The following is a 26,289-nucleotide window of genomic DNA, read 5'->3' as shown; positions in this document are numbered from 1 at the left end:
GCTGGATCTAAGAACATCGGACTGATCGCGTAGCGACTCGGTGCTTTCGCAACGACACAAATCCCGCCGACGACGACATCGTCGACGATGATTTGATGAAACGTACTGCTCGGGTGCGTGATCCGGTGAATGACACGATCGATCGATTCGTTCGCCGGATTCGTTGCAAAATCCTGATACCGCTCGAGCGTCTCTGAAAACGCCTCGAGTTGAAGCGTGTGAAGCTTCGGAGCGTCTGTAAGAGACGCTACCTTTAATTGAATATCCACTGAACCTCTTCCTCTCTTACCGGAACCATTCCCAAAATGGCGTGCCTTGCGCGACGATCAAGTAGTCGAGCCATCGCTCGAAGCCAAACGGCATTGCGTCTTCTTCCCATTCCTCGAAATTAAGAAATTCCCCACTCCAGATCCGATTTCCTGCCGGGCGATTCATCTCGTAGACGATCCACTCCCCGTCTGGTCCTGCACCGATCGCTAAGAAGTTTTCGGGACATTCCCAAATCTCGCTATACGTCAGGCAATCCTCGATCGAAAAGAGTTCGAATCCATCGTTGTAGGATAACGTTTCGTGCTGAAACAGCTTCGCCCCGTTATGTTGACGCAAGAACGCCTGATAGTCGTCTGCCGTCCAGTCAGGTAACAGAGCGAGCTGTTCGTCCGTTGCTCCTCGGTTAAAGATGAAACGTTCTCGGGCAACATATCCGTCTTCTTTTTGAACCTCTAACAAACTGTCGACGAGGCGACCTTTTAATGTTTCTAATGCAATCATGATCTTCTCCTTAACAGTATTCTTTCGTTGATGCGAACGAAACACTGACATCGTGTCCGCCTAGCTGGATATCTCCTGCTCCCTGTAGCGATTCAGTTCGCATGGAGGATAAGGCAAGATGTTTGAATAACAAAGGCTCAAACGTCTCAACGATTGGTTGGAACGTCGCATCGACCGACAAGACGAGATCGATTCGGGCATCCCGCGATAACGCTCGTGCCTTTCGTTCCGACTGGATATAACGGACGAGCTCCCGCATCCAGCGTTCCTGCTCCAGTGATTCCGTGATCCGCGTATCGAGCGTCACGGTGAGTCCACCACTCGTCGCAGCAGCAAAGCCCGTCTGGACGATTGGTTCGACGATGACGTCCGCTTGACGCACCTCGACTTCATCGCCTGATGTGGTCCGGTAGATTAATCTTCCTGTCTCAAGCAAGTAGGAAGTCTCCTGTGCAGACAATTGTTGTAGCCATTGATGGATCGCGTTCGCTTGCTGTGCGAATTTCGCTCCGGCTGCGCGGAAGTTCAGTTTAAGACGGAACCGTGTCGTCGCTTGCGTCGTCGGAACGATTTGGACGTCTTTTACATTCAGTTCCTCTTGAATGATTGCCGTATAGTCCGACCACGAAAAGGTTTCACTCGATTGGACGCCTAAGCTAGCAAGCGGTTGTTTGACTTTTAAGGCATGCGTATTACGAACTTGTCGTCCTAACTCGACGACAGAGACAACCTGTGCCATTTCGTATTCCAGATCAGGTCGGAGCATCTTTGGATCGGCAACCGGATAATCCGCTACATGAACGCTCATTCCCGTCAATCGCTGATAGACATCATCGGCAAGATACGGCGTGAACGGAGCGAGTAGTCGTGCCGTCGTCGAGAGTGCAACGTGAAGCGTCGCGTACGCGGCTTGTTTTTCTTCCGTCCAGTCGACTTGCCAGAACCGTTCTCGTGAACGACGGATGTACCAATTGCTAATCTCATCCACGAGTGTCGCAATGCTCCGTGTTGCTTGTGTCAGTTGATAGTCGTCCATCGCAACCGTCACGTCTTGCGTCGTCTGATGGACTCGCGAGAGCAACCATTCGTCGAGACGCGTCCGTTTTTGCGGACGTGAGCCATCAAATCCGTCCAGTTCGGCATACGTCAGATAGAACTGGACGGCATGATCCAGTGTATCGACTAGTTTTGATTTTGCTTCTTGGACGATCCGCTCAGCAAACCGTTTCGCACTCCACGGACTGCTGTCGACGAGTAGTGCCCAGCGTAGGCTATCAGCACCATATGCTTCGATTAACGCCACCGGATCGAGGGCATTCCCACGACTCTTCGACATCTTCTGTCCGTTCTCATCGAGGACGTGCCCGAGTGCGAGGACGCGCTTATAGGCAGGCTGTCCCGTGAAGAGTGTCGAGATCGCTTGCAAACTGTAGAACCAGCCCCGCGTCTGATCGATGCCTTCGATGACGACATCGGCTGGATAGCGGTTAAGCGTCTGCGTCCCTGACGGATAATGCTGTTGCGCGAACGGCATCGCTCCGCTATCAAACCAGACATCGATGACTTCTGGTGTCCGGTGCATCACACCCTGACACGTCGGACACGAGACCGATAACGCATCAACGTATGGTTTATGCAACTCGACAGATTCCGTCGATGTCGTGCGGTGCAACAAGTCCGCCTTGTTTTTCGGAACGAACGTCGTATCACACGCTTCACACTCCCAGACGTTCAGTGGGGTGCCCCAGTAGCGATTGCGACTGATGTTCCAGTCGACGAGTTGATCAAGGAACTTTCCGAACCGCCCTTCCTTGACGTGATCGGGATACCACGTCACAGATGCATTGTTCGCAAGGAGTTGTTCCTTGACGGTCGTCGTCTCGATGAACCAGTTGTCTTGTGCGTAATAGAGCAGTGGTGAGTCACATCGCCAACAATGCGGATAGCTGTGCGTATAGCGTTTTTTCGCAAACAAGCGTCCCCGTTCAGCGAGCAGCTGGATGATTGCGACGTCTGACTCTTTGACGAATCGACCAACGAGTGGTGGAACGGCATCCGTGTAACACCCAGCAGCGTCGACGACATTAACGAATGACAGTCCGTTTTCCCGGACGACCCGGTAATCTTCTTCCCCGTACGCTGGAGCAAGATGGACAAGTCCGGTTCCGCTCGTTGCTTGGACGAAGGACGCCCCGACGACCGTATGACCGTTCTCTGGCGTCACGAAATCAAACGGTGGTTCATAACGCAAGCCGACGAGTTCCGCACCGAGCTGTTCGGATACGACCTCGACGGATTCCGAGAACAGTTCAGCGACTAACGCTTTAGCGACAATGAATCGCTCTCCTTCAAACGCTACCGTGACGTACGTCAATTCCGGATGAACCGCCACCGCGACGTTTGCCGGTAACGTCCAAGGTGTCGTCGTCCACGCAAGCAGAAATGTCTGCTCCATGTCGACGATTGGGAGTTTAACCGTCGCCGATAAGTCCGTCACGTCCTGATAGCCTTGCGCGACTTCATGGGAACTGAGTGATGTCTGGCAGCTCGGACAATACGGTGACACACGGTGTCCCTTCGTCAACCAGCCTTTGTCATGGATCGTCCCGAGGATATGCCAGACGCTTTCGATATACTCGTCCTCCATCGTCACGTAAGGGTCATCCATATCGACCCAGTAGCCGAGTTTTTCCGTGAAGGAGCGCCACTGTGCTTCGTAGGAGAAGACACTTTCCTTACAGCGTGCGATGAATGCTTCAATACCATAGTCTTCGATCGCTTGTTTGCCGGAGATGCCGAGTTGTTTCTCGACACCGAGTTCGACCGGTAGTCCATGCGTATCCCAGCCGGCTTTTCGCTCGACCCGAAACCCTTTCATCGTCTTATAGCGGGCGACGGTATCCTTGACGGTTCGTCCGAGCGCATGACCGACGTGGGGTAGTCCGTTCGCAGTCGGAGGTCCTTCGTAGAATACGAATTCCGCTTCCGTGCGTTGTTCAATCGATCGTGCGAAGACCTGGTCTTGTTTCCATCTGTTTCGGACACGCTCCTCGCGTTGTTGTACGGTTTCTGCTTGGTTTTGTGACGTCATCTCTTGTTCGCTCCTTTAATCGGTAACTAAGAGAATACAAAAAAAGTCCGCCCCCTTTGACAGGGACGGACTTCACCGCGATACCACCCATATTCCGTCGAGAATACTCGTTCTCGACAGCACTTAGTTGCACACTATCATGTGCATTCCATGTAACGGTGGACACCCGGTCACACTTACTGAATGGTTCAGCGTGACTTCTCAGAGAGGATCTTCATGATTGATCTGGCTTCCGGTTCTCAGCAATCCCGGTTTTCTGTAAGGCAGAGGAACAATCATTACTCTTTCTCGTCAACGAAATGATATGCTCTTGTTGTGGAGAATCTTACCATATGCCTTAAACGTTGAACAACACTTTTTTACATTTTATTGAAAAGGAGTTTTTTGAATGGTACATACTTTCCCAACACTTAAAACGAACCGTCTCGCCTTACGCGAAGTGTTACCCACAGATGCTACGAGTGTCCTCGCTTATTTATCAGACGAACACGTCGTCAAACAGATGGGACTCGCTCCGTTTCAATCGGAAGCTGACGCCCTCGAAGAGATTGATTGGTACGCTTCGATTCGTCGTGAGGGTACGGGCATCCGTTTTGGGATCGCTTTATCAGAAGACGATGTCATCATCGGTAGTTGCGGTTTCTTGAATCAATCGGAACGCCATCAGCGGGCTGAAATCGGGTTTGAGCTGAACCCTGCCTATCAGGGACAAGGCATCGCGAAGGAAGCAGCGCTTGCGGTGATCGAATATGGTTTTAAGGAACTTTCGCTCAACCGAATCGAAGCACTCGTTTTACCCGATAATGCCACATCGCAACGATTGCTTGAACGACTTAGATTCCAGCGTGAAGGGTTGCTTCGTCAATATGAGAAAACACGTGGTCAGTTCGATGATTTGTATATGTACTCGATATTGCGAAGTGATTGGTTTCAAATTTAATCTATAAAAACATTCCCTTCATTTCAAAATGATTGAAATCTAAAAAGATGATATTGGAATATACTGTTAGGTGTAAGAAATCATTTTTGTCATTTAAGGGGGAACCATCTTGAAGAAATGGATCGCAGCAGGTCTTGTATCATCATTAGCATTCGGTGTCATGCAGACATCAATCGTTGAAGCAAGTTCAAGTTCAAAAGAAGTGGCTAAACTGAAAAAGGAAAAAGCAGCACTCCAAAAACAACTAGCCGACGAAAAGAAAAAAACAAAGAAGTCGGAAAACGCCTATAAGACGTTACAAGGACAGCACACGAGCCTTTCAAAGTCTTATAAATCACTTGATACTAAGTACAAGAATCTTCAAATCGAGAACGAAGGGAACAAAAAGAAGATCAAAGAGCTTTCGACTGGGTATCGCCTTCTCGCATCTTCAAAATCACTTGTCACAGACGGAGCAGTCGTAACTGGTAAGTACAAAAATACAGAAAGTTTGTTGATGCTTGGTAAAACGCCATACGTACCATTACAATTGTTAGCAGACCTTTCAGGATTACCTCTAATCGAGACTTCTACCGCTTATGAAGTCGGAACACCACTTTCAGGTACATCACTTTCATCGATTCATAACGGTGCTTCATCATTTGATTGGATTGAAAATAATCAATCCATTTTAGTAAATGGTAAACTAAATAATCAAAACGTGATCTTATCAGGGTTCTTCAATGATGAATTTGCTACATTTAGTTTGAATCGTAAATATAAAAAGTTAACTGGACAATTATCACTTTTAACAGAAGAATCCTTAACAAAAAGTTCTAGCCACTTAAGTCATGCTTATCCAGATGACAAAATGACACTTGTATTCTCCGACAATAACGGAAAAGAACTTGGTCGCTATGATGTTGTATATGGCGATGACCCAATCGACTTTGATGTTGATGTGACGGGTGTGACAAATCTTCGTGTAACTGCAGAAGGAAACAATACAGTTACTACATTGATTTCACCAGTACTGACAAAATAATAAAAAAAATTCCTAGAAGAGATTATTAGTCATCTCATCTAGGTATTTTTTTCATCATTTATGCAATCCTTTGATCCGTTTGTGGGTATCAGTTATTTCTTCTTTAAACAGATAGACATGAGGATTGCCCGCAAAAAAACAAGATAAATTCATAATAAGCAACATCTAGTGGAGCAAGCTCAATCGCTTTTCGTGCATGATGCAAACTGACCGTGCAGGCACATTCCATATAATATAGTAGATGTACCATCAGTAGTGATATCATTATTGTTGTTCTTCCATGCTTTATTTCTTTCCGTTCCAAACCGCTTCATCGATAGGAACGTGCTTTCATAAACTCAATGATTGGTAGTGTAACTAAAGCAATCGCGAACAAAACGATCAATAACAGATTCGCTGATTCATGTAAAAAGTAATCAAGACAGATGAATCCAAAAATCAGGACAATCAGAATTTTGTAGCTAACGAGCCCGCTCTCCATCGTAATCTTTTCTCCAAGTTCATCATCAGGTACCGGACGCTCGTCCTCTCCTGACCGTGCCCACGTAAAATACGAGAAGAACATGATCAACAGAATTGCCAATTGAACGATCGAGAAGAACGTAACATTATTTTCGAAAATCATACTGAAGACGGTAAGGCTCGCTACTATCACGAGCGTTACTAAAAATAGAACCGTTTTTTTCTTAGACATTTCTCTCCTCCTGTCCTGAAATGAACAGATGATCAACTTGTATCTGCAAGACTTTGGCGATATTAAACGCTAATTGTAAAGTCGGATCATACTTGTTGTTTTCAATCGCATTGATCGTCTGCCGACTGACCTGACAATGGTCAGCCAGTTCTTGTTGCGATAATTTTGCCGCTAGACGTCGCTCTTTGATGTGGTTTCTCATGTTCATTCCTCCACGACGTGTCAAATTCTTTTTACATCTCAACTGTAATGAACTTCCATCATTATGTCAAAAACTTTTGACATGACAATCATTAAAAAGACACGCTCTCATGATCAGAACGTGTCATATATGATAGCTCAACCTCGTGGTGGAAATGGATCATGTCCGTAAGAATCTTTTTCGCGAATCTGTCCCTCTTTGTTATGAATGACAAGCTCTGTCTTCTGATTTTTCGCAATGCGACGCCCTTCTGCAATCGCTTCTTTTTGTGTAGCGAATCGTTTGGTTGCTCGAGTCGCACCGGCAGCTTTCACTTGATAGCCACCTTTTGGATGCGGCGTGACATGTTGTTCTCGTTTCATCACGTGACCTCCATTTCCTTAATCTATTTCACCTACATGACACTATTTTAAAGTGCGGTTGCCTCTTCACTTGAATTTTCTACTAGCCTCTCGGGATATGCAGTATACTAAAAGAAACGTTTGTTGCCTCGAAAGGAGTTGATATCGTGAATCATTTCGTCTGGCAAGTTCGGTTTTTACGCTTTATCGTCTTCGGTATCATCTTCAGTCTGTTCGGTTTAGCTGGTCTTGGTATCCCACTTGTCTGGCATGGTATCACGAAAAACTTGTTACTCGAGCGACCTGGCTACAGTGTTCTATTGACCGCATACCTTATCTTCATCCCGACTCTTTTGATTTTATTCCATGCGCTCCGCATCCTCCGATACATGTCGATGACTCCTCCAGCTTTTCCGCTCATCACAGCTTCCATTCAATCGATGAAATTGTCTTTTTATATCGTCGCCATTTTAACGGCATGTCTCTTTCCCGTCTTTTTCTATATTGGTCAGATTGACGACGCGCCTGGTCTGATTATCATCGGAATGGGTTTGATTCTTGCTCCGTTGACAATCGGAACGCTACTTGCCTGTATCCAACAATTATTATTACACTATGTGTTGCCTATGAAATCTTAAACGTCCACGACCGAAGAATAAACGTTCATGATTATTTTTTTATTCTAACTGTTGCCTGTTCTATCTAACACTTTATTTAATCCCGCTCTTAAGAGTGGGATTTTTTTAGTTCGCGTCACATTGATGGCTGTCCTGATGTCCTTGCTTTAACAGGATTTTTGATTGACAACGTAGACATGTCATCAGACGAAAGCTCGCTTTTTTTGTACTGACCGCGTGTCTTCGTAATTCATTTTCATATACATGTCTTGCCTTGATTCGATGATCGACTTCACTTTCCATCTCGATCCCTCTTCCCTCAATTTGTATTTTTTTCTATTTAATATGTGCCCTGAATCATTCTTGATAAATCCTTTTTTTTAGAAGAAATAGTTTGTCTTCCAGCGGTGGCATAAAAAAATCGTTAAAAGGTCCTGTTTAATATGTATTTTACCGACCGATAAATGAATTATAAATAGAAAATATGAGTTGAGAGGACTAGTTACACGTGAAGAACACAACCAAGAACCATTCCATCCGAACACGTCTTTTAGTAATGATCAGTTTGATTTTGATTGCCTTTTTTGTTTTTAGTAGTTTGGCTTTATATTTCAATACGAAACAAACGGCAGTCTCAACACTGAAAGCGACTGCTGAAAAAGATGCCTTACGCATCAGCAAGACATTCGACACGGCGGCTTACAGCGAATTTCTACAATCGCCTATCGCGTCTGAGCAATATGAAACGTTACGAAATGAACTTGATACATTACGTAAGCAAAACGGACTCCTGTATGCATACACAGCACACATCGACCAAAATAAGGTCCGTTTGCTGATTGACGGTCTCCCAAAGAAAGATGCGGCTAAAATTGATGCGCCAGCAAGCGGTGCAAAAGTCGCGGATATGCAGGATGTATTAAAAGGCGACACACATGCGACGGACATCATTAATGATCCTGTGTATGGGCAGTATATGAGCATCTACGTTCCGTTAAAAGATGCGTCCGGTCAAGTCATCGGCATTCTTGGAACCGACATCGCTGCGAAGGAAGTCGATGCGCTTACGACGGATCTATTACAACAAAACGCTCCGATTTTCATCGGGTTAATGCTCCTGCTGTTAACGATCACCCTCGTCTTGCTCTACATCGTGCTCGGTCGAAAATTACGTCCGCTCGAGACGTTACAGAAAGTCGCTGCCTTGATTGCCGACGGACGACTGGATCAGGCGAAACAGACGTTGAGCGATTTGACAATCGCTTCAAAGGACGAAATCTATGCGCTTGCGATCTCGATTCGTGATATGAATGAGATGCTGCGGACGATGATCGTTGATATCAAACAGACAGCCACTCTCGTCTCGACGACGAGTCAATCGATTGATCAAAGTACAACAGAAGTACTCGACGGATCTGAGCAAATCGCTCATACGATGTCGGAAATCGCGACCGGAACAGAAAGTCAGACGCAAGTCACGCTTTCATTGAATGACGAGATGAATCAGTTCGCAGCATTGATCGAGACGACGAATCAGTCTGGTGTCGAAATTCAAGGAACGACGGATCAGATGGCAATACTGACACGAGTCGGACGGGATCAAATGTCTGCTTCTGTCGAACAGATGCGCCACATTCATCAACATGTCACCCAGTCTGCTGAACAGATTGATCTACTGAAACAGCAATCATCGGATATCCAAACGCTCGTCGGCATTATCCGCGGTATTTCCGAGCAGACGAATCTACTTGCCCTCAATGCCGCGATCGAAGCAGCACGGGCTGGCGAACAAGGCAAAGGCTTCGCCGTCGTTGCGACCGAGGTCAAGAATCTCTCAAGTCACGTCGCAAGTAGTGTCAGTGAAATCGCAACAATCGTCACCTCGATTGAAGACAGTGCGCAACAGATGCAACACAGTTTCAAGACGACGGTTGAAGCAACAGCAGCCGGTGAACAGATCGTTCTCGATACAGATACAACGTTCGAACGGTTGACGGATCAAGTCACGCACGTCTCGTCAGCAACACAGCAGATGACCCAACAGATGGAAGACGTCTTGCAGGCAGAACGATTCATTCGCAATGCCTTGACGGAAATTGCCGCTGTCGCGGAAGAGCATACGGCAAGTAACGAGGAAGTCGCCGCTGCGTCTGAACAGATGATTGCGACGATCACGACGTTGCATACGCTCGTCGGTGATTTAAACGCACGAACGGAACACTTAGAACAAGAAGCCCGTCGCTTCGAGATTTGATATCTCATTTGTCATGTTTTGGTTCTCACTTTATACTGGTATGAATATACATATGAAGGAGTCGAACCACATGTCCCAATATGATGTCATCATCGTCGGTGCCGGATCCATGGGAATGGCTGCCGGTTACTATCTTTCACGAACCAATCAAAAAATCTTACTACTAGACGCCCACAATCCGCCGCATGATCAAGCAAGTCATCACGGGGAGACACGGATTATCCGCCATGCCTATGGTGAAGGGGAAGCTTACGTACCGCTCGCGTTAACTGCGCAACGCTTATGGTACGAGTTAGAACAGGTCAGTGGTCGGAGCTTGTTCCTGAACACCGGAGTCTTGAATGCCGGTCAACGCTCGTCCCGTTCGATGCAGACGATCATCAAGAGTGCAGCGCAATACGATTTACCGCTCGAGGTCCTGACGGCTGAGGAAGTTAGAATCCGCTGGTCCGGCTTAACGATGCCCGACGATTATATCGGTTGTTTTGAACCGACGTCTGGTGTATTGAAATGCGAGGATTGTATTGAAGCATACCGGGACCTTGCTGTCGCGAACGGTGTCGACATCCGGACGAATGCAACAGTGACGACGCTTACTGCTCATGCCACTGGTGTTGACGTGACGGTTGGATCAGACATCTATTCAGCTGACGCGTTGATCGTCGCAGCCGGGGCTTGGTCTGGTCCGTTGCTCGAACAGACCGGCCTCTCCTTACCGCTTCGCCCGGTCCGAAAGACGTTTGCCTGGTTTGAAGCAGCGGAAGAAGTATTTAACGATGCGGCGTTCCCTGCTTTTGCCTTTGATACACCCGCCGGTTATTATTACGGTTTTCCAAGCATCGCTCAAGCCGGTCTGAAAATCGGACGGCACGATGGTGGTATCCCGGTTGATCCGAATCATCCACGCCGTCCATTTGGTCAAGAAGCCGGTGATCTGGCAGATTTACGACAGTTCACGAACACATTCATACCCTCGATCGATACCTTATCTCATGGTAAAGCATGTCTTTATACGATGACACCAGATGAGGACTTCATCATCGATCTGCACCCGGACTATCCGCACATCGCGATCGCCGCCGGCTTTTCCGGTCACGGATTCAAGTTCAGCAGCTTAGTCGGAAAAGTCCTTAGTGAACTAGTCATCGAAAAATCGACTCCTGAACCGATTGCACCATTTTCGATTGAGCGATTTACGAAAGTCAGTGAATAAACCTAAAAAGACCGTCAACGAGAATTTCGTTGACGGTCTTTTTAACTTGCATACGTTATTTTTGCTCTGAATTCGACAAGGCTTTATGTTGTGCTTCCGTCGATTTCCACCAGCCGTTGATAAATAAGACAACTCCAACGACTAATGCGATGATTGGAAAGTACATCAAATGATATTCTTCCAGTGCTTCGCCAGCAAATTCCGGTGATAATTCCACATATGCTCGGAATATCTGAACAATGAAAAATAAGAAAAAGCTTGTGATAAGTGCATATGTACCGTATCGATAGTTAGGATCTTTCATAGGAACGCTCCTTTTCCAATTAGTGTCATTGTAGACTATTCTCGATTTAATTGAAATTTCCTTTCTTTTTACATTATCATTTTTAAGAATACCATTAGTAGCATGATATGATAGTTTCAGGAATCTCATCGATGAAGGAGTTAGATGCATCATGAACTTTAATCTATTTAAAAACCATGTCCGTTTTAAAATTGCACTTGAATTGATTGATCTCGAAGATGGTTTATCAATCATGCAACTGAATCAACGCCTAACGGATGTACCGCAGTCGACCTTATACCGGCAAGTCAATGCGATGATGGACGATCAGTTGTTGAAAGTCGTTGCCGTTCAGCGTGTCGGAAAAGTCGAGGAGAAAATATATGCTTTAAACACAAGCGGTTATCAAATTAGCGAAGCAGACTGGAACAGTGCGATGTACGACGAAAAAGTGAATTTCGTCTCGTTCTACTTCATGTATGTCTTACAGCAGTACCAAACATACTTCGAACAGACCGTTAAAACGGAAGGTCAGGACCACTCGACGTTCTCGATTGTTAAACTGCAGCTGACGGATGAAACCTTCAATGATTTCCAACAGGACATGCGGACATTGCTCGAAAAATATCATCACTTGGAGACGGAAGACCAGGCAAAAGAACGGACCGTCTCACTCGTCATCTTACCGTAAACACTCTCTGTATTCAGGAGAGTGTTTTTTTATCAGTACATCTTTTATTGACTTTTCTATTTTCATTATTGATAATGGTAATAGAAAAGGAGGGTTTTTATGAATACAGATTTCTCTGCCTTATCACAAATCGACTGGGAACGACTTCTGCCCCTATTATTGATTTACCTCTCTATCAATCTGATTCTACTCAGCTGCGCCTGTATCGATTGGTTTAGACGCAAGGACCGGATCGCGACACCGGCGATATGGTTAATGGTCATTCTCCTCGTCCAGCCGATTGGCTCGATTCTCTACTTCGTCCTCGGAAGGAGGACGACAGCATGATTCAGATTTCCAATCTCCAGCTTTCACTTCAACGACGTCTTATCCTAGACGATATTTCCTTTACGATTCACGAACATGAATGTCTCGGACTGATTGGTCCAAATGGTGCCGGAAAGACGACACTCCTGAAATGTCTAAGCGGCATGATTGAGGGTGATCGTGGTTCCATCACGATGTCTTCCCGCTCCATCCGGCAACAGCAGCGATCGATCGGCTATTTATCCCAACAGACCGACTTTAAACCTTGGATGACGTGCGAACAGTCACTGCGTTTTTTCGGTCACTTGTCGGGGCTTGATCGTGCAACGTTAAATAAGCGGATTCCGGACGTTCTACATGAAGTTGGACTCCACGCTCAACAAGCAGAAGTCACCGAACGCTTGTCCGGCGGAATGCGTCAACGTCTCGGGATCGCCCAAGCGATCTTACATGAACCGACATTTCTGATTCTCGATGAACCAGCTTCCGCCCTTGATCCGAGTGGTCGGCATGATATCAATCAGTTGATCCTCCGTTTAAAGAAACGGATGACGATCATCGTCTCGACACACCTGTTAGAAGATGCGAAAACGTGTTGCGACCGCTTCCTCGTCATCAAACACGGAAAATTGTTAGGTCCACTCGACAATCAACGCAACGTGGATCCATATCGGATTCAAGTCGAGACGCTTACACCTGTCCTATCGTTTTCTGCGACACTATTTCCACGAGTCGAGATTAATCGAATCAACCCAAACTGCTATCAGTTCTCCGCACAGCAGCCACTTGACCTTTCAGAGTTAGCGACCACCTTGATTCAACAGGGATGGTCGATTGCTTCGATCGCCTATCACCCGATTGGACTCGAGGAACGGTTCCTCGATATGGTGGCGGACGTATGAGGACGTTTTATACACTGACATGGACCGAGTGGTTGGAAGCATGGAAAGAATGGAAAATCGTCTGGTTACCGCTGTTTTTCATTGCTCTCGGCGTGACGCAACCATTGCTGTTGATGTATATGGATGTCTTACTCGCACACGTCGGAAACGCGGATGGCATCATCGTTGACCCGAATCGTCCTGCTCCGCAATCACTTGACGTCTTCAGCGCAACGATTCATGGACAGTTCAATCAGCTTGGCTTGATCGTTCTGATCATGAGCTTCATGGGACTGTTAGCGTCAGATCGCCAAACCGGCATGCAGGATTTCATTTTAACGCGTCCCGTTTCTCGGAATGTCTATCTGCTATCGAAATGGTTCAGTCACGGTATGATCAGTTTATTCGGAATTCTAATCGGAGCACTCACGTCCTATTGTCTGACCGTCTATTGGTTCGGATTCCTTTCGCCGATGCTTGCGCTACGCATCATCCTCGATTTTAGTCTTTGGACGTTGTTCGTCGTTAGTCTGACATTACTGATCAGCACCTTCTTGCAACGCGCTGTACCGATTGGCATCCTATCGCTCGTCGTGTCTTTACTACTTGTTGCACTGCCTTCACTAATGCCAGACGTTCTATTTTTCATGCCTGGTGCGCTTCTGTCAGTCCCATCGAACACATCGTTTTTTTCTTCGTCCCATCTGTTCGGTGTCATTTCTTGTCTCGTTTGGATTGTCCTCACACTCGTCTGGTCGGCACTTCGGTTCCGAAAAACGGCTTACTGATCCGGCTCTACAACAAAAAAGGATAACGGAAGCGTTCAGCAGTCCGTTATCCTTTGTTTGGTTGTGTCTTTCGAATCGTTCGTTGTCTTGGGTGCATGGCAAGCTTCGCTTGACGCATCCGTTCAACGGCAGGATCCGTCGCAGCATCGAACGCCGCTAGACTCGGGTAATGACCGACAAGGCGTCCCTGCTCCAAAATTGCAAAGCTGTCACAGAGTTGCTCGGCAGCTTTAATGTCATGGGTGATGAAGACATATGTTAAGCCGTGTTTTCGCTTTAAATCAGCTAGCAAAGCGAGAATCAATCGTTTATTGACCATGTCGAGACTACTGACCGCTTCGTCTAAAACGATCAGGCGTGGTTCGGCAGCAATCGCTCGCGCAATTGCGATCCGCTGGAGTTGCCCGCCACTGAACTGCGCCGGATATTTCGTCAAATCCGTCGCCTTGAGCCCGACTTGTTCGATAAGCGTGACGAGACGTTGTTGCCGCGCATCTCCCTTTAAACGAATGAAGTTATCAAGCGGTTCCGCAATGATATCAGCCGCTGTCAGTTTCGGATTGACGGCAGCAAACGAGTCCTGAAAGACGACTTGGACGTCACCTTGAAACGGACGTTTTGTCGCGTGGCGATCGACACCGTTAAACCAGATCGTTCCGCTCGAGGGACGTTCGAGTCCGAGCAATAGTCGTCCGAGCGTACTTTTCCCGGCACCGCTCGATCCGAGCAACCCGAGACAGCGTCCGGCTTCAAGCGTCAATGAGACTTCGTGTAAGACAATCTGTGCTGGTTGAAACCTGCGCTTGTAGACATGCGAGACTTGATCAATTTGCAGTAGACTCATCCGAACGCCTCCCTTCCGATATGCTGTGCGAGAAGTGACTGCGTATACGGATGCTGCGGTCGATCAAACAATTCAAAGACATCCGCCTGTTCGACGATCCGTCCTTGTTGCATGACGAGGACTTCGTCTGCAAGTTCAGCGATCACACCCAGATCGTGCGAGATGAGTAACATCGCCGTTCCGTAGGTCGCCCGCATCCGTTCAAGTAACTCAAGAACCGTCTTTTGATTGAAGACGTCGAGCGCGGTCGTTGGTTCGTCGGCAATCAGGACGCTCGGGCGAAGGGCGACGGCTAATGCGATCATGATCCGTTGCAACATCCCGCCACTCAGCTCGAACGGATAAGCTTTGAGCAACCGGGCGGCATCTGTTAGATTAACTTCTTCAAGTGCCGTCATCGCTTGCTGTTTCGCTTCACGCTTTGAACAACGTGAATGGGTTTGAATCGTCTCGATCATCTGGTGCCCGATCGAATAAACTGGTGTGAAGGCACTCATCGGATTTTGCATGATGAATGCGATCTCACCACCCCGAATCGACCGAACAGCGCGTTCCGATAAGGAAAAGATTGATTTTCCGTTCAGTCGGATATCACCGGTCACGTCTGTCGTTCGCGGATTAAGCAGACGCATCAACGCAAGACTCGTCACTGTCTTCCCGCAACCACTTTCTCCGACGAGACCGAGGATTTGGCCTGGTTGAATCGAGAACGATACCTTTTCAATCAATGTCATCTGTTGTTTCGTACGGACGGTCAGACCGTCGACAGCTAAGATCGGTTCGATACGGGCACCTCCTCTCATTTCATCGTTTTCGAAACACCGAATCGTTCTGCTAACTGTTCTCCTACTAGATTAAAGCTAATGATGACGAACATGATCGCGAGTCCTGGATAAATCATCAACTCCGGATTCGTCCGGATGTACGATTTTCCTTCATGAATCATCGCGCCCCACTCGGCTGTCGGTGACTGGACACCAAGCCCGAGGAACGACATCGCCGAGATATCCATGATCGCCCAGCCCATCTCAAGCGTCCCAATGACGAGTAGCGGCGGTAAGATGTTCGGCAGGATGTGCGTCCGGATAATCTTCCATGAAGACGAACCGTTGACGCGAGCAGCCGCGATGAACGCTTCCGTTTTCAACGTCATGACCATTCCGCGGAACATCCGCGCGTAATAAACCCACTGGACGAGCATCAAGGCGATGATGACCTGCTTGAGACCCGGACCAAAGATACCGACGAGACCGAGGACGAGTATCAGACTCGGAAACGCCATTACGCCGTCGCACAGACGCATTAAGAGTTGATCGACCCAACCGCCACGATAGCCGGCAAGTGTTCCGACGAACAGTCCGATTGCAAGTGAGGCGATGAAAATCAACACGGCACACCCGAGTGAGATCCGCGCACCATAGATCAAGCGCGAAAAGAGACAACGTCCGAGCTGGTCGGTTCCGAGTGGATAGGCTGACGAAGGTCCATGAAGCTTTCGCGTCAAGTCGACGAGATTCGGATCATGTGGCGCAATCCACGGTGCAAACAACGCAACGCCTGCCATGCCAATCAAGACGAGGGCACAAAGATAAAGTAGCGGCGTATATCGCGACCGGATCATCGTTGCTGGAAGTGGAGTATTCATACTGCCCCTCCTTTTTTCGCTAGTCGTGGATCGAGTACGGCTTGAATGATATCGACGAGCAAACTGCTGCCGATGAAGACGAGTGCCGCGAGAAAGACGTAGCCTTGGATGACCGGCATGTCTCGATCAAAGATCGCTTCGATGAAGTAGCGACCGAAGCCGGGCCACGAGAAAACGGTCTCAACGATGATCGTTCCCGTCAGCAACTTCCCGAGGTTCATCCCAAGACCGGTGATCATCGGCGGAATCGCCATCCGAAGGACGTGTTTGCCAAGAATCCGTCCTTCCTTTAATCCACGTGTCCGGGCAAACAAGACATATGGTTCATTCAATGCTTCAATCACACTTCCGCGCAGCAATCGTGTATAAAGGGCAATCAACGGAAACGCGAGTGTCAATGCCGGTAAAATCAAGTGCATCACACTTCCTGTCCCGCCGACTGGAAACCAATCAAGCTTTACGGCAAAGAAGAAGATGAACAGATACCCGAGCCAAAACGACGGAATCGAAGCCCCGATGAAGGCGATTCCCCGACTCAGATGGTCAAAGAAGCCATTTTTCTTAATGCCGGCAAGGAACCCGAGTGGAATACTGATGACAAGCGCCAGCAACAGACTCGTCAAAGCCAGTTCGACTGTCGGTGGTAAACGGAGCAAGACATCTTCAAGGACCGGTTTACCCGATAGATATGATGTTCCGAAATCGAGCTGCGCCAAGCGGATGACAGCATCGATATATTGTTTATAAAACGGTTGATCGAGTCCGAATTCTGCTCGTTTTGCCGCGAGCAGTTCATCCGTCGGCTGGATATGGGCAGCAGATAGATAGGCCTGTGCCGGATCAACCGGTGACAAATGAATCAACCCTGTCAGAATCAAGACCGCAAGTAACAAGATTGGGATGACGGATAATATACGTTTGACGAGGAAGACCCCCATGTCATCCCTCCTTTACTTGATTCCGATACGCGCGAATGGACTCTCGTCTCGGTTCGCTGGGAACTGGAAGTTCGTCACATCCGATTGATAGATCGCCATCTTCTTCAAGTACGAGATTGGAATTAACGCACCTTGATCTTGGAGCGATGGCAGAATGTCGGCGTACATCTTCTGACGCTTTGTTTCGTCCGTCGTCTTCAAGACATCTTTGATCTCTTGCAACAGTTGTTCTTTATTCGGATAAGCCGAAATCGCTTCCTTGAAGCCGAAGCCATCCGTATCAATCAAGTTCACGAACGTATGCGGATCATACGGCGCACCGAAGTTACTGTAGAAGTTGATATCAAACCGGTTATCCTTGAAGCGCTGGACTTGATCCGGTAGTTCGACGGCTTCTGTCTTCAGCTCGACACCGATTTTTGACCATTCCGACTGAAGTGTCTCGGCCATCGCCTTTTGGACCTGTTCTGCTGCGTCATACATCATCCCGATTTGCAGCGGTTGACCGTCTTTGACGCGAACCTTCTCACCTTTCGGAAGTTTCCAACCTGCTTCGTCAAGAAGACGATTCGCTTCCTTGACGTCATAATCCCGTTGCTTCACTTTCAAGTTCGATGTGTACGGCATGTTCGGTGGCAACAAGTAATCAGCTGGAGATTCTAATCCCGACGTGATTCCTTCAACGAGGGCGGCTTTATCGAACCCGTGCTGTAACGCCTGGCGGACGCGTTCGTCAGACAGACGTTTATTTTTCGTGTTCAAGACGAGGAGACGCGTCGCGACTGGTTCAGACATCTGCGTTTTGTACGACTTATCCGTCTTCAACTGGTTGAAGGCATCGATGCTGATCGCCCCTTCCCCGTAAATCAGATCAACCTGTCCTTTTTCGAGTGCTAAGACACGTGTCTCCGCATCCGGGATGATGTCGACCTTGATGTGATCGACGTTCGGCTTCGGTCCCCAGTAGTTCTTGTTGACCTTAAACGTCGCGTACTGATCCGGTTTGTACTCGTCGAGCATCCATGGACCTGTCCCGACTTCCTTTTTGACACCTTTCGATGTATCGCCGTTCTCCGGGAATCCAGCCTCTCCGAGGAAACGTACCGGACGGACGACCGCGAGTTCCTGAATCGTCGGGTAATAGGCTTCGGATAATGTCAGACGGAATGTCTTCGCATCAACCGCTTCCGTCTTCTCGATTTTCGTGATGAACCCAAGCCAGCTATGTAAGGCTTTTTGTTTAAGGATCGCATCAAAATTCTTTTTGACGATGGCTGCGTCGAACGTCGAACCGTCTGAGAACTTGACGCCGTCACGGAGCGTGAACGTATACGTTTTTCCGTCTTCAGAAATCTTCCAAGATGAGGCTAAGTATGGCTCAAGCTTTCCACCTTCGCCGTAGTGGACGAGTGGCTCATAGATCATCGACTGTGCAAACAGTTGTGATGGGTTATAGACGTGTGGGTTCATTGTTCCAACGTCGCGTGGCCACGCGAGCGTCAATGTATCTTTATCTTTTCGCTCTCCTGTCGACTCGCCCGGGTTCGAGCAGCCGATCAATAATGATGTCAAAGACAGGATCGAGACGGTAGAAATCAGTAATTTTTTACGGTTAACGTTCATTGTAAGCAGATCCCCCAACTTGTATTGATAATCATTTTCAATTGTAAGAGGGAAAGATAAGGATTGTCAATGAATAATCTAGATGTTGACTGGACTTTAAGCGCTTTTTGACAGGGTTTCCACACTTAACTGAGCCACGTTCTGAGCACGTCTCTTTTTTGTAAATAATTGTAATCAAATACGTTAAACGGTATCCTAATTTGTAGGATATGTCTCTTGTGCAACAAGACGATTCGTATTGAAAGGATGATGTTATGTCACGACTGGTTTCCTCCGTCTCGCTTGTGTTTCTCGCTCTCCTCTTAGTTCTTCCTTTGCTAATGATCGATGGGCTGATTTTATCCGTCGGAGATGTTTCCTACGACTCGTTCGTTGGTTGCCTTGTGTTTCTCTTATGTTTCTATCTCGCGAGTCTACTTGTTAGCGTCATCTTCGACGGAACGATGCGTGCGTTCGGTGGACTTTTTAAGCGCCCTATCTCGAACGTACTCTTTGCCGTAGTGAATTTTTGGGTAAGTTTAAGTGTCTTGCTTTGGATGGATCTCTACATTGAGTCCATCACGATTTCTCTCGCGACGAAAATCGTACTTGTGTCCGTACATACGGTATTGTTTTACCTGATTAATCAATCAGGAGATTTGACTGCTAAATCTTCTGAAGTCACCGAATCACATGATCCAGTCGTAAAGGAAGCCCTCCGCTTGTTAGAGAATGAGGATCCTGTGAAGTGTGTCGAGACGTTGTGTCTCAGGTTTCCTGACCGTCTGAAAAAAGACATCATTCGGATCGTCCATCGTCTACATAGCAATTAAAAAGACCTGACTGTTTCTGAATGATTTCAGAAGCATCAGGTCTTTTTTCGATGATTAGAAATGGATCGCTCAATTTTTTTTATAACGAGCTAAGTAATCAATACGCTTATTTAACTGAATAGAGAAACAATCCAGCTAATCAAAATTCCGACGAATGCAAAGTCAGAATCTCCGAATGTCGTTCCTTCGAAACCGAGATTTCCGAGTAACGGTAGAAGGAAGGCTGGTAAAAAGCTGATGAGAATACCGTTTGCAAACGATCCAAGTATTGCACCCCGTCTTCCCCCAGTCGCATTACCGAATACGCCGGCAGCAGCACCTGTAAAGAAGTGAGGCACTAATCCAGGAACGATGATTGATAATCCGAGTAAAGGTAAGAAGAACATTGAAATCAATCCAGCGACAAAACTAGATAGAAAACCGATGATGACCGCGTTTGGCGCGAATGGGAAGACTGTTGGACAATCTAGCGCCGGTTTTGCATTCGGTACGAGTTTATCCGCGATTCCTTTGAATGCTGGTACGATTTCTGAAATTAACATCCGAACACCGGCAAGTACGATGTAGACTCCTGCCGCGAACGTAATCGCTTGAATGATAGAGAAAACGATATAGTTCGATCCACTCGATAATTCTTTTTCAATGAATCCTGGTCCGGCAAATAATGCAACGACAACAAAGAGTAACGTCATCGTCAAAGAGACGGCAACAGATGTATCTCTTAAGAATCCTAATTGTTTAGGTACCTTGATTTGCTCCGTTGAGTGTTCTTTATTTCCCGCATATTTTCCGATCGTTCCAGAAATAAAGTATCCGAGAGAACCAAAGTGCCCAACTGCAAAGTCATCAGAACCAGTGATTTGTCGAACGAATGGTTGTAAGAGTGCTGGAAAAAGAACCATACATAATCCAAGTAGAATCGAACCTACAACAACTAATAGAACACCGCTCAATCCGGAAACTGAAAGAATTGCTGCAAGTAAACTCGCCATAAATAACGTATGATGTCCAGTCAAGAAGATGTACTTAAATGGTGTAAACCGTGCCAAAACAATGTTCATGACCATTCCGAACACCATGATCATTGCAGTCTCTACACCAAATGCATCTTGAGCAACTGCTACGATTGCTTCGTTATTTGGAATGATTCCCCGAATGCTGAATGCATGATCGAACATTTTACTAAAGATTTCGAGTGCTGCGATGATGACACCGGCTCCTGCGCCGATAATGATAAAGCCCATGATCGTCTTGAGTGTTCCCGAAACCACTGTCGCAATATCCTTTTTTTGCAACAGTAATCCAACAAGAGCAAATATACCGAGCAGGATTGCTGGCGTTCCTAAAATATCTCGCATAAGTAAATCAAGCAAGGTCAGTCCCCCCTTCTTTTAAGTGTTTTTACTTAAAGTCTCGTACTAAGTTGTGTTTTGATGTCTTCGATATTCATGACATTTTCAAGTGCAACGATATCGCGTGTACCGTTGTCGAGCGAAACAATGATATCTTTTGCGCCTAGATAAATATCAGCAGGTTCAGTTTGAGCCGTCGATAGATCCGTATGAGAAACATCTGCCTCTTTTCCCATTTGTTCAAGTGCCTTTTTAACGTTGAGTTCCATGATGAAGCTTGATCCAAGTCCGTTTCCACATACTACTAAAATTTTCTTCATGATTTAGTCCTCCTCAGAATATGGTTCGATGATTGTTTCAATTTCTGCTACAGAGTTTGCTTCTAGCAAACGTGTGACATCCACTTGATTTCCTAAAAGATTCGTCAGCTGACTTAGCGCTTTAAGATGTGTTGTTTGATCAATGGCGGCAAGAACAAAGAACAGACGGACTTCTTTATCTTGTGGAAATAAAACAGGTTCTTCTAATTTCAAAATACTCATTCCTAGTTGAAGTACTCCGTCTTCTGGTCGTGCGTGCGGAATCGCCACATTTGGCATCAAAACAATATATGGACCATGAGACTCAACGTTTTGAATCATCGTCTCGATGTACGACGGTTGAATTTTCTTCTCGAGCAGTAAAGGGCTTGCTGCCACTCGAATGGCATCCATCCACGAATCCACACGTTGGTGTAGCTGTATTTGGTTTGTTGTGATTAAATCATTTAGCACCGGTTGTCCTCCTTGTAGCAGTTTTTGTTGTTTTGGAAATAACAACTGATTTAAAGCCTGTCGCAACGCCGATTCACTATCGATCGTTGCATGTTGTTTGATGACAGCAATTAAATCTTCCAATTGAATTCCATCTGCTTGGTTTCGTTTTAGAAAACGTTGCTCTACCGAACGTCTTAATGTAATTTGCTCAAAACGTGTTGGTAATGTAGGTACAAGCATGACATCTGCCTGTAAATGAATGCTCTCTTCTAACGGAACTGTCGTAAAAATGACATCGATGATTTCCACGAATTGACCGACTTCTCGTTGTGACACCGGTGGTAAAAATACAATCTCAGGAAATTGATTTTTGAGAATGTAATCGAGCATATGCGATACGCTAATCCCACTTGGACAGACGACAATTGCCTTTAACTTTTTATCCAATTGCTCTCCTTGCTGATTTAGATGTGTAGCAAAGTGAAGCGTATAGTACATGACTTCGACATCTGGTATATCTTGATTCATCAATTTGCGGAATGGTTCTAGTGCTTTCGATACAAGAACATGTAAAACTTGATGTTCCTCCATGACATACCGCTTCAATTCCGATGAAGATTCCAAACCTGAATAAAGACGTTGCATCGTAGCTTTCGAGTGAAGTACTAACTTTTCACAAAGAGCTTCTTTTTCGATAATGAAAGTGCAAGAAATCGTCTCAAAATGAGTAATTACCTCATGCATGACTGCAGAAAGGCGAATATGAAGATCTTTTTGAATTTCCTCTTCTATCTTCGGACCGCTTTGAATAAGAAGATCTAACGTATCAACGAATAGTGTTCGTTCTTCGAAATACGAAATGAGTGTCAAATCAATGTCTTTCATGAACAGCGGTTCTTCACTCGGAACGATTTCCTTTATTGCTAGCGATCGACCCATCATCAAAAAATAAGAAAGTTTTTCTCGATGCTCTTCTACAAATTGAAATTGTTGTTGTGCTTCATATGATTCGATTTGTTGTTTCGCTTTAATTAAACGCTCTGACCAATCATCAACGATCATAGCCATCAAATCATTTTTCGTAGAAAGTCGAATTAAGCGCTCAATCGCTCGATACATATACAAATAAATAGTTTGTAGATGTCCGTAGAAGTGATATCCATCTTTTCGAGAATAATTGAGTGTAATTCCAAATTGAACGGCATCTTTTTTCACAGCGTTTAAGCTTTCTTGCACAGTAAATTTCGATACATTCAACAACTGTTGATAATGAACGGAAGATACAAAATCGTCTTCCATCATCGTATAGAACGTGATCAACAATTCACGTTCTTCTTCCGAAAAGATTAATTCAGCCTTCTCTAGCTTTTCTCTAATCCCCTTATCAGCTGGAATCGTTAAAATCGATCCATTCACATCAATCAATGGGAAGTGATGATATCCTAGCCATTCCTGAATACGTTCGATTTCATACTCCAAAGTGCGTTTGGAATACGGTAAGATAGTTAATAAAAATGGAATTTGTACGATCTCTTCATGAAGAATCACATGAAGGATTCGTTTGCTTTTCTCGTTCAGTAACATTAGTGGAGGCCCTCCTACGCATTCAGTATAAAACGAAAACAGCCGCTTTTTGTAAGCGTTTACGATTGAAGTTTGTTCTGGCTCATGACAAAAAACTGTCTCTACTTTTTCTACACAAAAAAACACTCATTCGCTACATGAGTGTTTTACAAGTAATTTAATTTTTATTTGTACTTTACCATACTAAAACAAGCATCCTGTTCTGTAACGAACAAATATTCATGGGCATGGTAGACTTTACTCTTTTACTAACTCATAAAACTGATACGTATTCTTTCCTGACGACTTAGCGGCATATAGCGCGACATCTGCCTGCTGTAGCAAGACTTTTAACTCTGGACGAAATTCGGTGTCATATATCACAATCCCGATACTTGTTGACACTCGGTAGTCTGTTTCCCACTCACTTAACGAAGTGACGATCCGCTTCGCGAGTCGCTCCCACCCTTCCTTCGAATCAGCATGACCGAAATGGAGGATGAACTCATCGCCTCCTAGGCGCACGGCCATCGCATCGTCTTGTTCGCGCACGAACTGTCGCAGACGTTGCGCGACCTCTTGCAAAACAATGTCCCCCGTCTCGTGTCCAAAGACGTCGTTGACTTGCTTAAAGCCATCGAGATCAAGGAAGAACACCGCTCCTGTCTGTCCGGGATGATCCTCGAACTGCTTCGTTAAGTAACGCCGATTATGCAGTCCTGTCAACGCATCCTTCCAAGCATGACGCTCAAGTTCTAAGTAGTACAAAAAGAGTCGGACGATCCGTTGCAATAGCTGAACATTCTTCTGTTCATACAAGCTGACCCGATTATTGATCGCACATAACGTGCCGAACGTTTCCCCGCTCGTCAAGACGATCGGAATCCCTAAGTAGGACCGGACGTGAGCCTCCTCCAAACCTTTTCGCCAATCGCCGAGTTGTTCCGCGTTCGGAATATCTTCGAGGACGACCGGCTGTTTCGTCTCGAAATCAACCAGTTTACATAATGATTGGTTCAATTCAATTTGCATGCCTTCTACCATCGGAATATCTGCTTTATCGTTTGCAATCTTTAACATCCGTTGTTGTCCTGCTTCGATTGCTGATAAGTACAACATCTGATCCGGTAAAATTTCTTTTGCGAAATCGAGTACATCGTCTGCGAGCTCATCAAAATTTTGATACATCTTCAATTCTTCAAATGGTTGATTCATACAGCACCTCATTTCAAAGTCGTCTTCTGCGGTGTCTCTGATTTGAAAATTTGATACATATATTACCACTTTCTCTTTTTGAAGTCGTCTAAACCTCTGTCGCTCAAAAGCGTCCGATGGTCCTATTTCTACATCCAAATGAGAAGGATTATCATTTTTTTATTTTTGTATAGTTTATAGAAGTAAAAAACTGTTCCAGGTAATTCCTTGGAAAATGGCGTTGCGTCTTCCGAATTCGTTTGCTATGATTCTCAGTGAACATGACAATGATAATCATTATCACTTATTGAGAACAGATTAATCACGTAGACATACATAATCCATCTGCTACTCAATTTGTGATTTATGAGTTATCAAATCAAATATGAGGAGCTGAGTCATCATGGGGAAATGGAAAACACCACTCGTCGTGAGTTCGCTTGCTGTTTTACTCGCAGCATGCGGGAACGCAGGAGAAGCAGACACGAAGAAGGACGCCGAGGCACCAAAGACGATCAAAATCAAAGACGCACATGGAACGGTCAACGTTCCGGTTGATCCGAAGAAAGTCGTCGCACTCGATAACCGGACATTTGAGACGCTTGCCGCATGGGACGTCGAACTTGTTGCAGCACCAGTCGGACTGCTCCCGGCTGAGTCACCTTATGCAAAAGATAAGGATATCGTCGATGTCGGCATGCACTTCGAACCGAACCTCGAAGCGATCGCTGGTGTCAATCCGGACGTCGTCATCGTCGGGCAGCGTTTCGCTGATCATTATGAAGACATCAAAAAACTCGTTCCAAACGCCGCTGTCATCGATCTTGACATCGCATTACCGGAAAACTCTGGTACGCCAGGTGAGTTACTCGTCAAAGGACTTGAAGATACGACTGAGACACTCGGACAGATCTTCGATAAAAAACAAGAAGCGGATCAGCTCGTGACGACACTCGAGCAATCGATCAAAGACGTCAAAAAATCGTATAACGGACAGGACAGCGTCATGTCGGTCATCGTCTCGGGTGGCGATATTGGATTCTCAGCGCCGATGAGTGGACGTGTCTTCGGACCGATGTATGATTTGTTCGACTGGAAACCAGCGCTCGAAGTTAAACAAAAATCAGGGAACGATCAAGGTGATGAAGTCTCGGTCGAAGCGATCGCTCAAAGTAACCCGGACTGGTTACTCGTCCTTGACCGTGACGCGCCACTCGGAAACGCAGAAGGTGCCGTACCGGCGCAAGATGTCATCGACCGTGCGCCTGCTCTGCAAAAAACCAAAGCAATCAAAGACGACAACATCGTCTATGCACCAAAAGATACGTACTTAAATGAATCGATCCAGACGTACTCGGAATTCTTCACTGACATCGCGAAAGCGCTCAAGAAGTAATGGCACATGCACAGCAACAAATGAATGGAAGAGTTGAGCCACCCGCTCGACCTTCCTTTTCTGTCGTTTGT

26 protein-coding genes, 1 pseudogene and 1 other annotated feature are annotated in these 26,289 nt (G+C 46.2%); of the genes and pseudogenes, 11 read left to right on the top strand and 16 right to left on the bottom strand.

Annotation, left to right across the window (positions count from 1 at the left end; translation table 11 throughout):
* The 3 genes and pseudogenes from B2751_RS12985 to ileS form a co-directional block, all read right to left on the bottom strand.
* Positions 1–269 (bottom strand): annotated as a pseudogene (locus B2751_RS12985) (GNAT family N-acetyltransferase); the annotation flags it as partial.
* A 16-nt stretch (positions 270–285) separates the two neighbouring features.
* Positions 286–771 (bottom strand): SMI1/KNR4 family protein, encoded by a 486-nt coding sequence (locus B2751_RS12980; protein ID WP_290775174.1) that lies wholly within the window; start codon positions 769–771, stop codon positions 286–288.
* A gap of 10 nt (positions 772–781) precedes the next feature.
* Positions 782–3,862, bottom strand: a complete 3,081-nt coding sequence (gene ileS / locus B2751_RS12975; protein WP_290775171.1) for an isoleucine--tRNA ligase — start codon at positions 3,860–3,862, stop codon at positions 782–784.
* Positions 3,863–3,920: 58 nt separating this feature from the next.
* Positions 3,921–4,166: a binding site (T-box leader), on the bottom strand.
* 84 nt (positions 4,167–4,250) lie between these two features.
* Here ileS and B2751_RS12970 point away from each other — a divergent pair.
* Positions 4,251–4,802 carry a GNAT family N-acetyltransferase gene (locus tag B2751_RS12970; protein ID WP_290775169.1) on the top strand — a complete coding sequence of 184 codons (552 nt, stop codon included), beginning with the start codon at positions 4,251–4,253 and terminating at the stop codon, positions 4,800–4,802.
* 109 nt (positions 4,803–4,911) lie between these two features.
* Positions 4,912–5,826, top strand: a complete 915-nt coding sequence (locus tag B2751_RS12965; RefSeq protein ID WP_035408373.1) for a hypothetical protein — start codon at positions 4,912–4,914, stop codon at positions 5,824–5,826.
* Positions 5,827–6,136: 310 nt separating this feature from the next.
* On the opposite strand, the gene B2751_RS12960 is transcribed toward B2751_RS12965, so the two are convergent.
* The 3 genes from B2751_RS12960 to B2751_RS12950 all read right to left on the bottom strand — a co-directional run bounded on the left by B2751_RS12960 (position 6,137) and on the right by B2751_RS12950 (position 7,084).
* The gene (locus B2751_RS12960; protein WP_290775167.1) at positions 6,137–6,520 is read right to left on the bottom strand and encodes a hypothetical protein; all 384 of its coding nucleotides are present in this window, start codon (positions 6,518–6,520) and stop codon (positions 6,137–6,139) included.
* Complete coding sequence (locus B2751_RS12955) at positions 6,513–6,722, bottom strand: helix-turn-helix transcriptional regulator (protein ID WP_290775165.1); 210 nt, start codon at positions 6,720–6,722, stop codon at positions 6,513–6,515. The genes B2751_RS12960 and B2751_RS12955 overlap by 8 nt, the downstream gene beginning before the upstream one ends.
* Positions 6,723–6,859: 137 nt before the next feature.
* Positions 6,860–7,084, bottom strand: coding sequence for a DUF2188 domain-containing protein (locus B2751_RS12950; RefSeq protein WP_290775163.1), 225 nt, complete (start codon positions 7,082–7,084; stop codon positions 6,860–6,862).
* Between the two features lie 146 nt (positions 7,085–7,230).
* Between B2751_RS12950 and B2751_RS12945 the strand changes: the two genes are divergently transcribed.
* From B2751_RS12945 to solA, 3 genes are all read left to right on the top strand, one after another.
* The gene (locus B2751_RS12945; protein ID WP_290749714.1) at positions 7,231–7,701 is read left to right on the top strand and encodes a DUF2975 domain-containing protein; all 471 of its coding nucleotides are present in this window, start codon (positions 7,231–7,233) and stop codon (positions 7,699–7,701) included.
* A 487-nt stretch (positions 7,702–8,188) separates the two neighbouring features.
* Positions 8,189–9,934, top strand: a complete 1,746-nt coding sequence (locus B2751_RS12940; RefSeq protein ID WP_290775161.1) for a methyl-accepting chemotaxis protein — start codon at positions 8,189–8,191, stop codon at positions 9,932–9,934.
* Between the two features lie 70 nt (positions 9,935–10,004).
* Positions 10,005–11,147 carry an N-methyl-L-tryptophan oxidase gene (solA, locus tag B2751_RS12935; RefSeq protein ID WP_290775159.1) on the top strand — a complete coding sequence of 381 codons (1,143 nt, stop codon included), beginning with the start codon at positions 10,005–10,007 and terminating at the stop codon, positions 11,145–11,147.
* A 55-nt stretch (positions 11,148–11,202) separates the two neighbouring features.
* Here solA and B2751_RS12930 read toward each other — a convergent pair whose 3' ends face one another.
* On the bottom strand, positions 11,203–11,451 hold the full coding sequence (locus B2751_RS12930; protein ID WP_035408387.1) for a hypothetical protein: 249 nt from the start codon (positions 11,449–11,451) through the stop codon (positions 11,203–11,205).
* Between the two features lie 151 nt (positions 11,452–11,602).
* Between B2751_RS12930 and B2751_RS12925 the strand changes: the two genes are divergently transcribed.
* The 4 genes from B2751_RS12925 to B2751_RS12910 all read left to right on the top strand — a co-directional run bounded on the left by B2751_RS12925 (position 11,603) and on the right by B2751_RS12910 (position 14,096).
* Positions 11,603–12,121 carry a transcriptional regulator gene (locus tag B2751_RS12925; protein ID WP_290775157.1) on the top strand — a complete coding sequence of 173 codons (519 nt, stop codon included), beginning with the start codon at positions 11,603–11,605 and terminating at the stop codon, positions 12,119–12,121.
* Positions 12,122–12,220: 99 nt separating this feature from the next.
* Positions 12,221–12,448: a PLD nuclease N-terminal domain-containing protein gene (locus tag B2751_RS12920; RefSeq protein ID WP_290775155.1), complete on the top strand. Its 228-nt coding sequence runs from the start codon at positions 12,221–12,223 to the stop codon at positions 12,446–12,448.
* The gene (locus B2751_RS12915; protein ID WP_290775153.1) at positions 12,445–13,329 is read left to right on the top strand and encodes an ABC transporter ATP-binding protein; all 885 of its coding nucleotides are present in this window, start codon (positions 12,445–12,447) and stop codon (positions 13,327–13,329) included. The genes B2751_RS12920 and B2751_RS12915 overlap by 4 nt, the downstream gene beginning before the upstream one ends.
* The gene (locus B2751_RS12910; protein WP_290775151.1) at positions 13,326–14,096 is read left to right on the top strand and encodes an ABC transporter permease subunit; all 771 of its coding nucleotides are present in this window, start codon (positions 13,326–13,328) and stop codon (positions 14,094–14,096) included. The genes B2751_RS12915 and B2751_RS12910 overlap by 4 nt, the downstream gene beginning before the upstream one ends.
* 46 nt (positions 14,097–14,142) lie before the next feature.
* Here B2751_RS12910 and B2751_RS12905 read toward each other — a convergent pair whose 3' ends face one another.
* Genes B2751_RS12905 through nikA form a run of 5 tightly spaced genes read right to left on the bottom strand, consistent with a single transcriptional unit; the run spans position 14,143 to position 19,146 of the window.
* A complete protein-coding gene (locus tag B2751_RS12905) occupies positions 14,143–14,940 on the bottom strand; it encodes an ATP-binding cassette domain-containing protein (RefSeq protein ID WP_290775149.1) in 798 nt (265 codons plus the stop codon).
* Complete coding sequence (locus B2751_RS12900) at positions 14,937–15,743, bottom strand: ABC transporter ATP-binding protein (protein WP_396210745.1); 807 nt, start codon at positions 15,741–15,743, stop codon at positions 14,937–14,939. The genes B2751_RS12905 and B2751_RS12900 overlap by 4 nt, the downstream gene beginning before the upstream one ends.
* Positions 15,740–16,585 carry a nickel ABC transporter permease subunit NikC gene (gene nikC / locus B2751_RS12895; RefSeq protein ID WP_396210746.1) on the bottom strand — a complete coding sequence of 282 codons (846 nt, stop codon included), beginning with the start codon at positions 16,583–16,585 and terminating at the stop codon, positions 15,740–15,742. Before nikC ends, B2751_RS12900 begins: the two co-directional genes overlap by 4 nt.
* Complete coding sequence (gene nikB / locus B2751_RS12890) at positions 16,582–17,523, bottom strand: nickel ABC transporter permease (protein ID WP_290757121.1); 942 nt, start codon at positions 17,521–17,523, stop codon at positions 16,582–16,584. The genes nikC and nikB overlap by 4 nt, the downstream gene beginning before the upstream one ends.
* Before the next feature lie 12 nt (positions 17,524–17,535).
* The gene (gene nikA / locus B2751_RS12885) at positions 17,536–19,146 is read right to left on the bottom strand and encodes a nickel ABC transporter substrate-binding protein (RefSeq protein WP_290775147.1); all 1,611 of its coding nucleotides are present in this window, start codon (positions 19,144–19,146) and stop codon (positions 17,536–17,538) included.
* Between the two features lie 254 nt (positions 19,147–19,400).
* On the opposite strand from nikA, the gene B2751_RS12880 reads away from it, so the two are divergent.
* On the top strand, positions 19,401–19,958 hold the full coding sequence (locus tag B2751_RS12880) for a hypothetical protein (protein ID WP_290775145.1): 558 nt from the start codon (positions 19,401–19,403) through the stop codon (positions 19,956–19,958).
* A 110-nt stretch (positions 19,959–20,068) separates the two neighbouring features.
* On the opposite strand, the gene B2751_RS12875 is transcribed toward B2751_RS12880, so the two are convergent.
* The 4 genes from B2751_RS12875 to B2751_RS12860 form a co-directional block, all read right to left on the bottom strand.
* The gene (locus B2751_RS12875) at positions 20,069–21,331 is read right to left on the bottom strand and encodes a PTS ascorbate transporter subunit IIC (protein WP_290775143.1); all 1,263 of its coding nucleotides are present in this window, start codon (positions 21,329–21,331) and stop codon (positions 20,069–20,071) included.
* A gap of 32 nt (positions 21,332–21,363) precedes the next feature.
* The gene (locus B2751_RS12870) at positions 21,364–21,630 is read right to left on the bottom strand and encodes a PTS sugar transporter subunit IIB (RefSeq protein WP_290775141.1); all 267 of its coding nucleotides are present in this window, start codon (positions 21,628–21,630) and stop codon (positions 21,364–21,366) included.
* A gap of 3 nt (positions 21,631–21,633) precedes the next feature.
* Positions 21,634–23,649, bottom strand: coding sequence for a BglG family transcription antiterminator (locus B2751_RS12865; RefSeq protein ID WP_290775139.1), 2,016 nt, complete (start codon positions 23,647–23,649; stop codon positions 21,634–21,636).
* Between the two features lie 237 nt (positions 23,650–23,886).
* Positions 23,887–24,843, bottom strand: a complete 957-nt coding sequence (locus B2751_RS12860; protein WP_290775137.1) for a sensor domain-containing diguanylate cyclase — start codon at positions 24,841–24,843, stop codon at positions 23,887–23,889.
* A 382-nt stretch (positions 24,844–25,225) separates the two neighbouring features.
* Here B2751_RS12860 and B2751_RS12855 point away from each other — a divergent pair, with 382 nt between their 5' ends.
* Positions 25,226–26,218 carry a siderophore ABC transporter substrate-binding protein gene (locus B2751_RS12855; RefSeq protein ID WP_290775135.1) on the top strand — a complete coding sequence of 331 codons (993 nt, stop codon included), beginning with the start codon at positions 25,226–25,228 and terminating at the stop codon, positions 26,216–26,218.
* Positions 26,219–26,289 lie beyond the last annotated feature (71 nt).

The organism is Exiguobacterium sp. UBA6282 (genome assembly GCF_002440475.1).
In the GTDB taxonomy this organism is placed as follows: Bacteria; Bacillota; Bacilli; order Exiguobacteriales; family Exiguobacteriaceae; genus Exiguobacterium_A.
The sequence above is the reverse complement of the archived record's forward strand: the minus strand, read 5'-3'. Positions and strand labels throughout refer to the sequence as shown.

Excerpts from the sequence above, each read along its gene's own strand:
- B2751_RS12980 (WP_290775174.1), bottom strand. The coding sequence starts at position 771 with ATGATTGCATTAGAAACATTAAAAGGTCGCCTCGTCGACAGTTTGTTA.
- ileS (WP_290775171.1), bottom strand. The coding sequence starts at position 3,862 with ATGACGTCACAAAACCAAGCAGAAACCGTACAACAACGCGAGGAGCGT.
- B2751_RS12970 (WP_290775169.1), top strand. The coding sequence starts at position 4,251 with ATGGTACATACTTTCCCAACACTTAAAACGAACCGTCTCGCCTTACGC.
- B2751_RS12960 (WP_290775167.1), bottom strand. The coding sequence starts at position 6,520 with ATGTCTAAGAAAAAAACGGTTCTATTTTTAGTAACGCTCGTGATAGTA.
- B2751_RS12955 (WP_290775165.1), bottom strand. The coding sequence starts at position 6,722 with ATGAGAAACCACATCAAAGAGCGACGTCTAGCGGCAAAATTATCGCAA.
- B2751_RS12950 (WP_290775163.1), bottom strand. The coding sequence starts at position 7,084 with ATGAAACGAGAACAACATGTCACGCCGCATCCAAAAGGTGGCTATCAA.
- solA (WP_290775159.1), top strand. The coding sequence starts at position 10,005 with ATGTCCCAATATGATGTCATCATCGTCGGTGCCGGATCCATGGGAATG.
- B2751_RS12930 (WP_035408387.1), bottom strand. The coding sequence starts at position 11,451 with ATGAAAGATCCTAACTATCGATACGGTACATATGCACTTATCACAAGC.
- B2751_RS12925 (WP_290775157.1), top strand. The coding sequence starts at position 11,603 with ATGAACTTTAATCTATTTAAAAACCATGTCCGTTTTAAAATTGCACTT.
- B2751_RS12920 (WP_290775155.1), top strand. The coding sequence starts at position 12,221 with ATGAATACAGATTTCTCTGCCTTATCACAAATCGACTGGGAACGACTT.
- B2751_RS12915 (WP_290775153.1), top strand. The coding sequence starts at position 12,445 with ATGATTCAGATTTCCAATCTCCAGCTTTCACTTCAACGACGTCTTATC.
- B2751_RS12910 (WP_290775151.1), top strand. The coding sequence starts at position 13,326 with ATGAGGACGTTTTATACACTGACATGGACCGAGTGGTTGGAAGCATGG.
- B2751_RS12905 (WP_290775149.1), bottom strand. The coding sequence starts at position 14,940 with ATGAGTCTACTGCAAATTGATCAAGTCTCGCATGTCTACAAGCGCAGG.
- B2751_RS12900 (WP_396210745.1), bottom strand. The coding sequence starts at position 15,743 with ATGAGAGGAGGTGCCCGTATCGAACCGATCTTAGCTGTCGACGGTCTG.
- nikC (WP_396210746.1), bottom strand. The coding sequence starts at position 16,585 with ATGAATACTCCACTTCCAGCAACGATGATCCGGTCGCGATATACGCCG.
- nikB (WP_290757121.1), bottom strand. The coding sequence starts at position 17,523 with ATGGGGGTCTTCCTCGTCAAACGTATATTATCCGTCATCCCAATCTTG.
- nikA (WP_290775147.1), bottom strand. The coding sequence starts at position 19,146 with ATGAACGTTAACCGTAAAAAATTACTGATTTCTACCGTCTCGATCCTG.
- B2751_RS12880 (WP_290775145.1), top strand. The coding sequence starts at position 19,401 with ATGTCACGACTGGTTTCCTCCGTCTCGCTTGTGTTTCTCGCTCTCCTC.
- B2751_RS12870 (WP_290775141.1), bottom strand. The coding sequence starts at position 21,630 with ATGAAGAAAATTTTAGTAGTATGTGGAAACGGACTTGGATCAAGCTTC.
- B2751_RS12865 (WP_290775139.1), bottom strand. The coding sequence starts at position 23,649 with ATGTTACTGAACGAGAAAAGCAAACGAATCCTTCATGTGATTCTTCAT.
- B2751_RS12860 (WP_290775137.1), bottom strand. The coding sequence starts at position 24,843 with ATGAATCAACCATTTGAAGAATTGAAGATGTATCAAAATTTTGATGAG.
- B2751_RS12855 (WP_290775135.1), top strand. The coding sequence starts at position 25,226 with ATGGGGAAATGGAAAACACCACTCGTCGTGAGTTCGCTTGCTGTTTTA.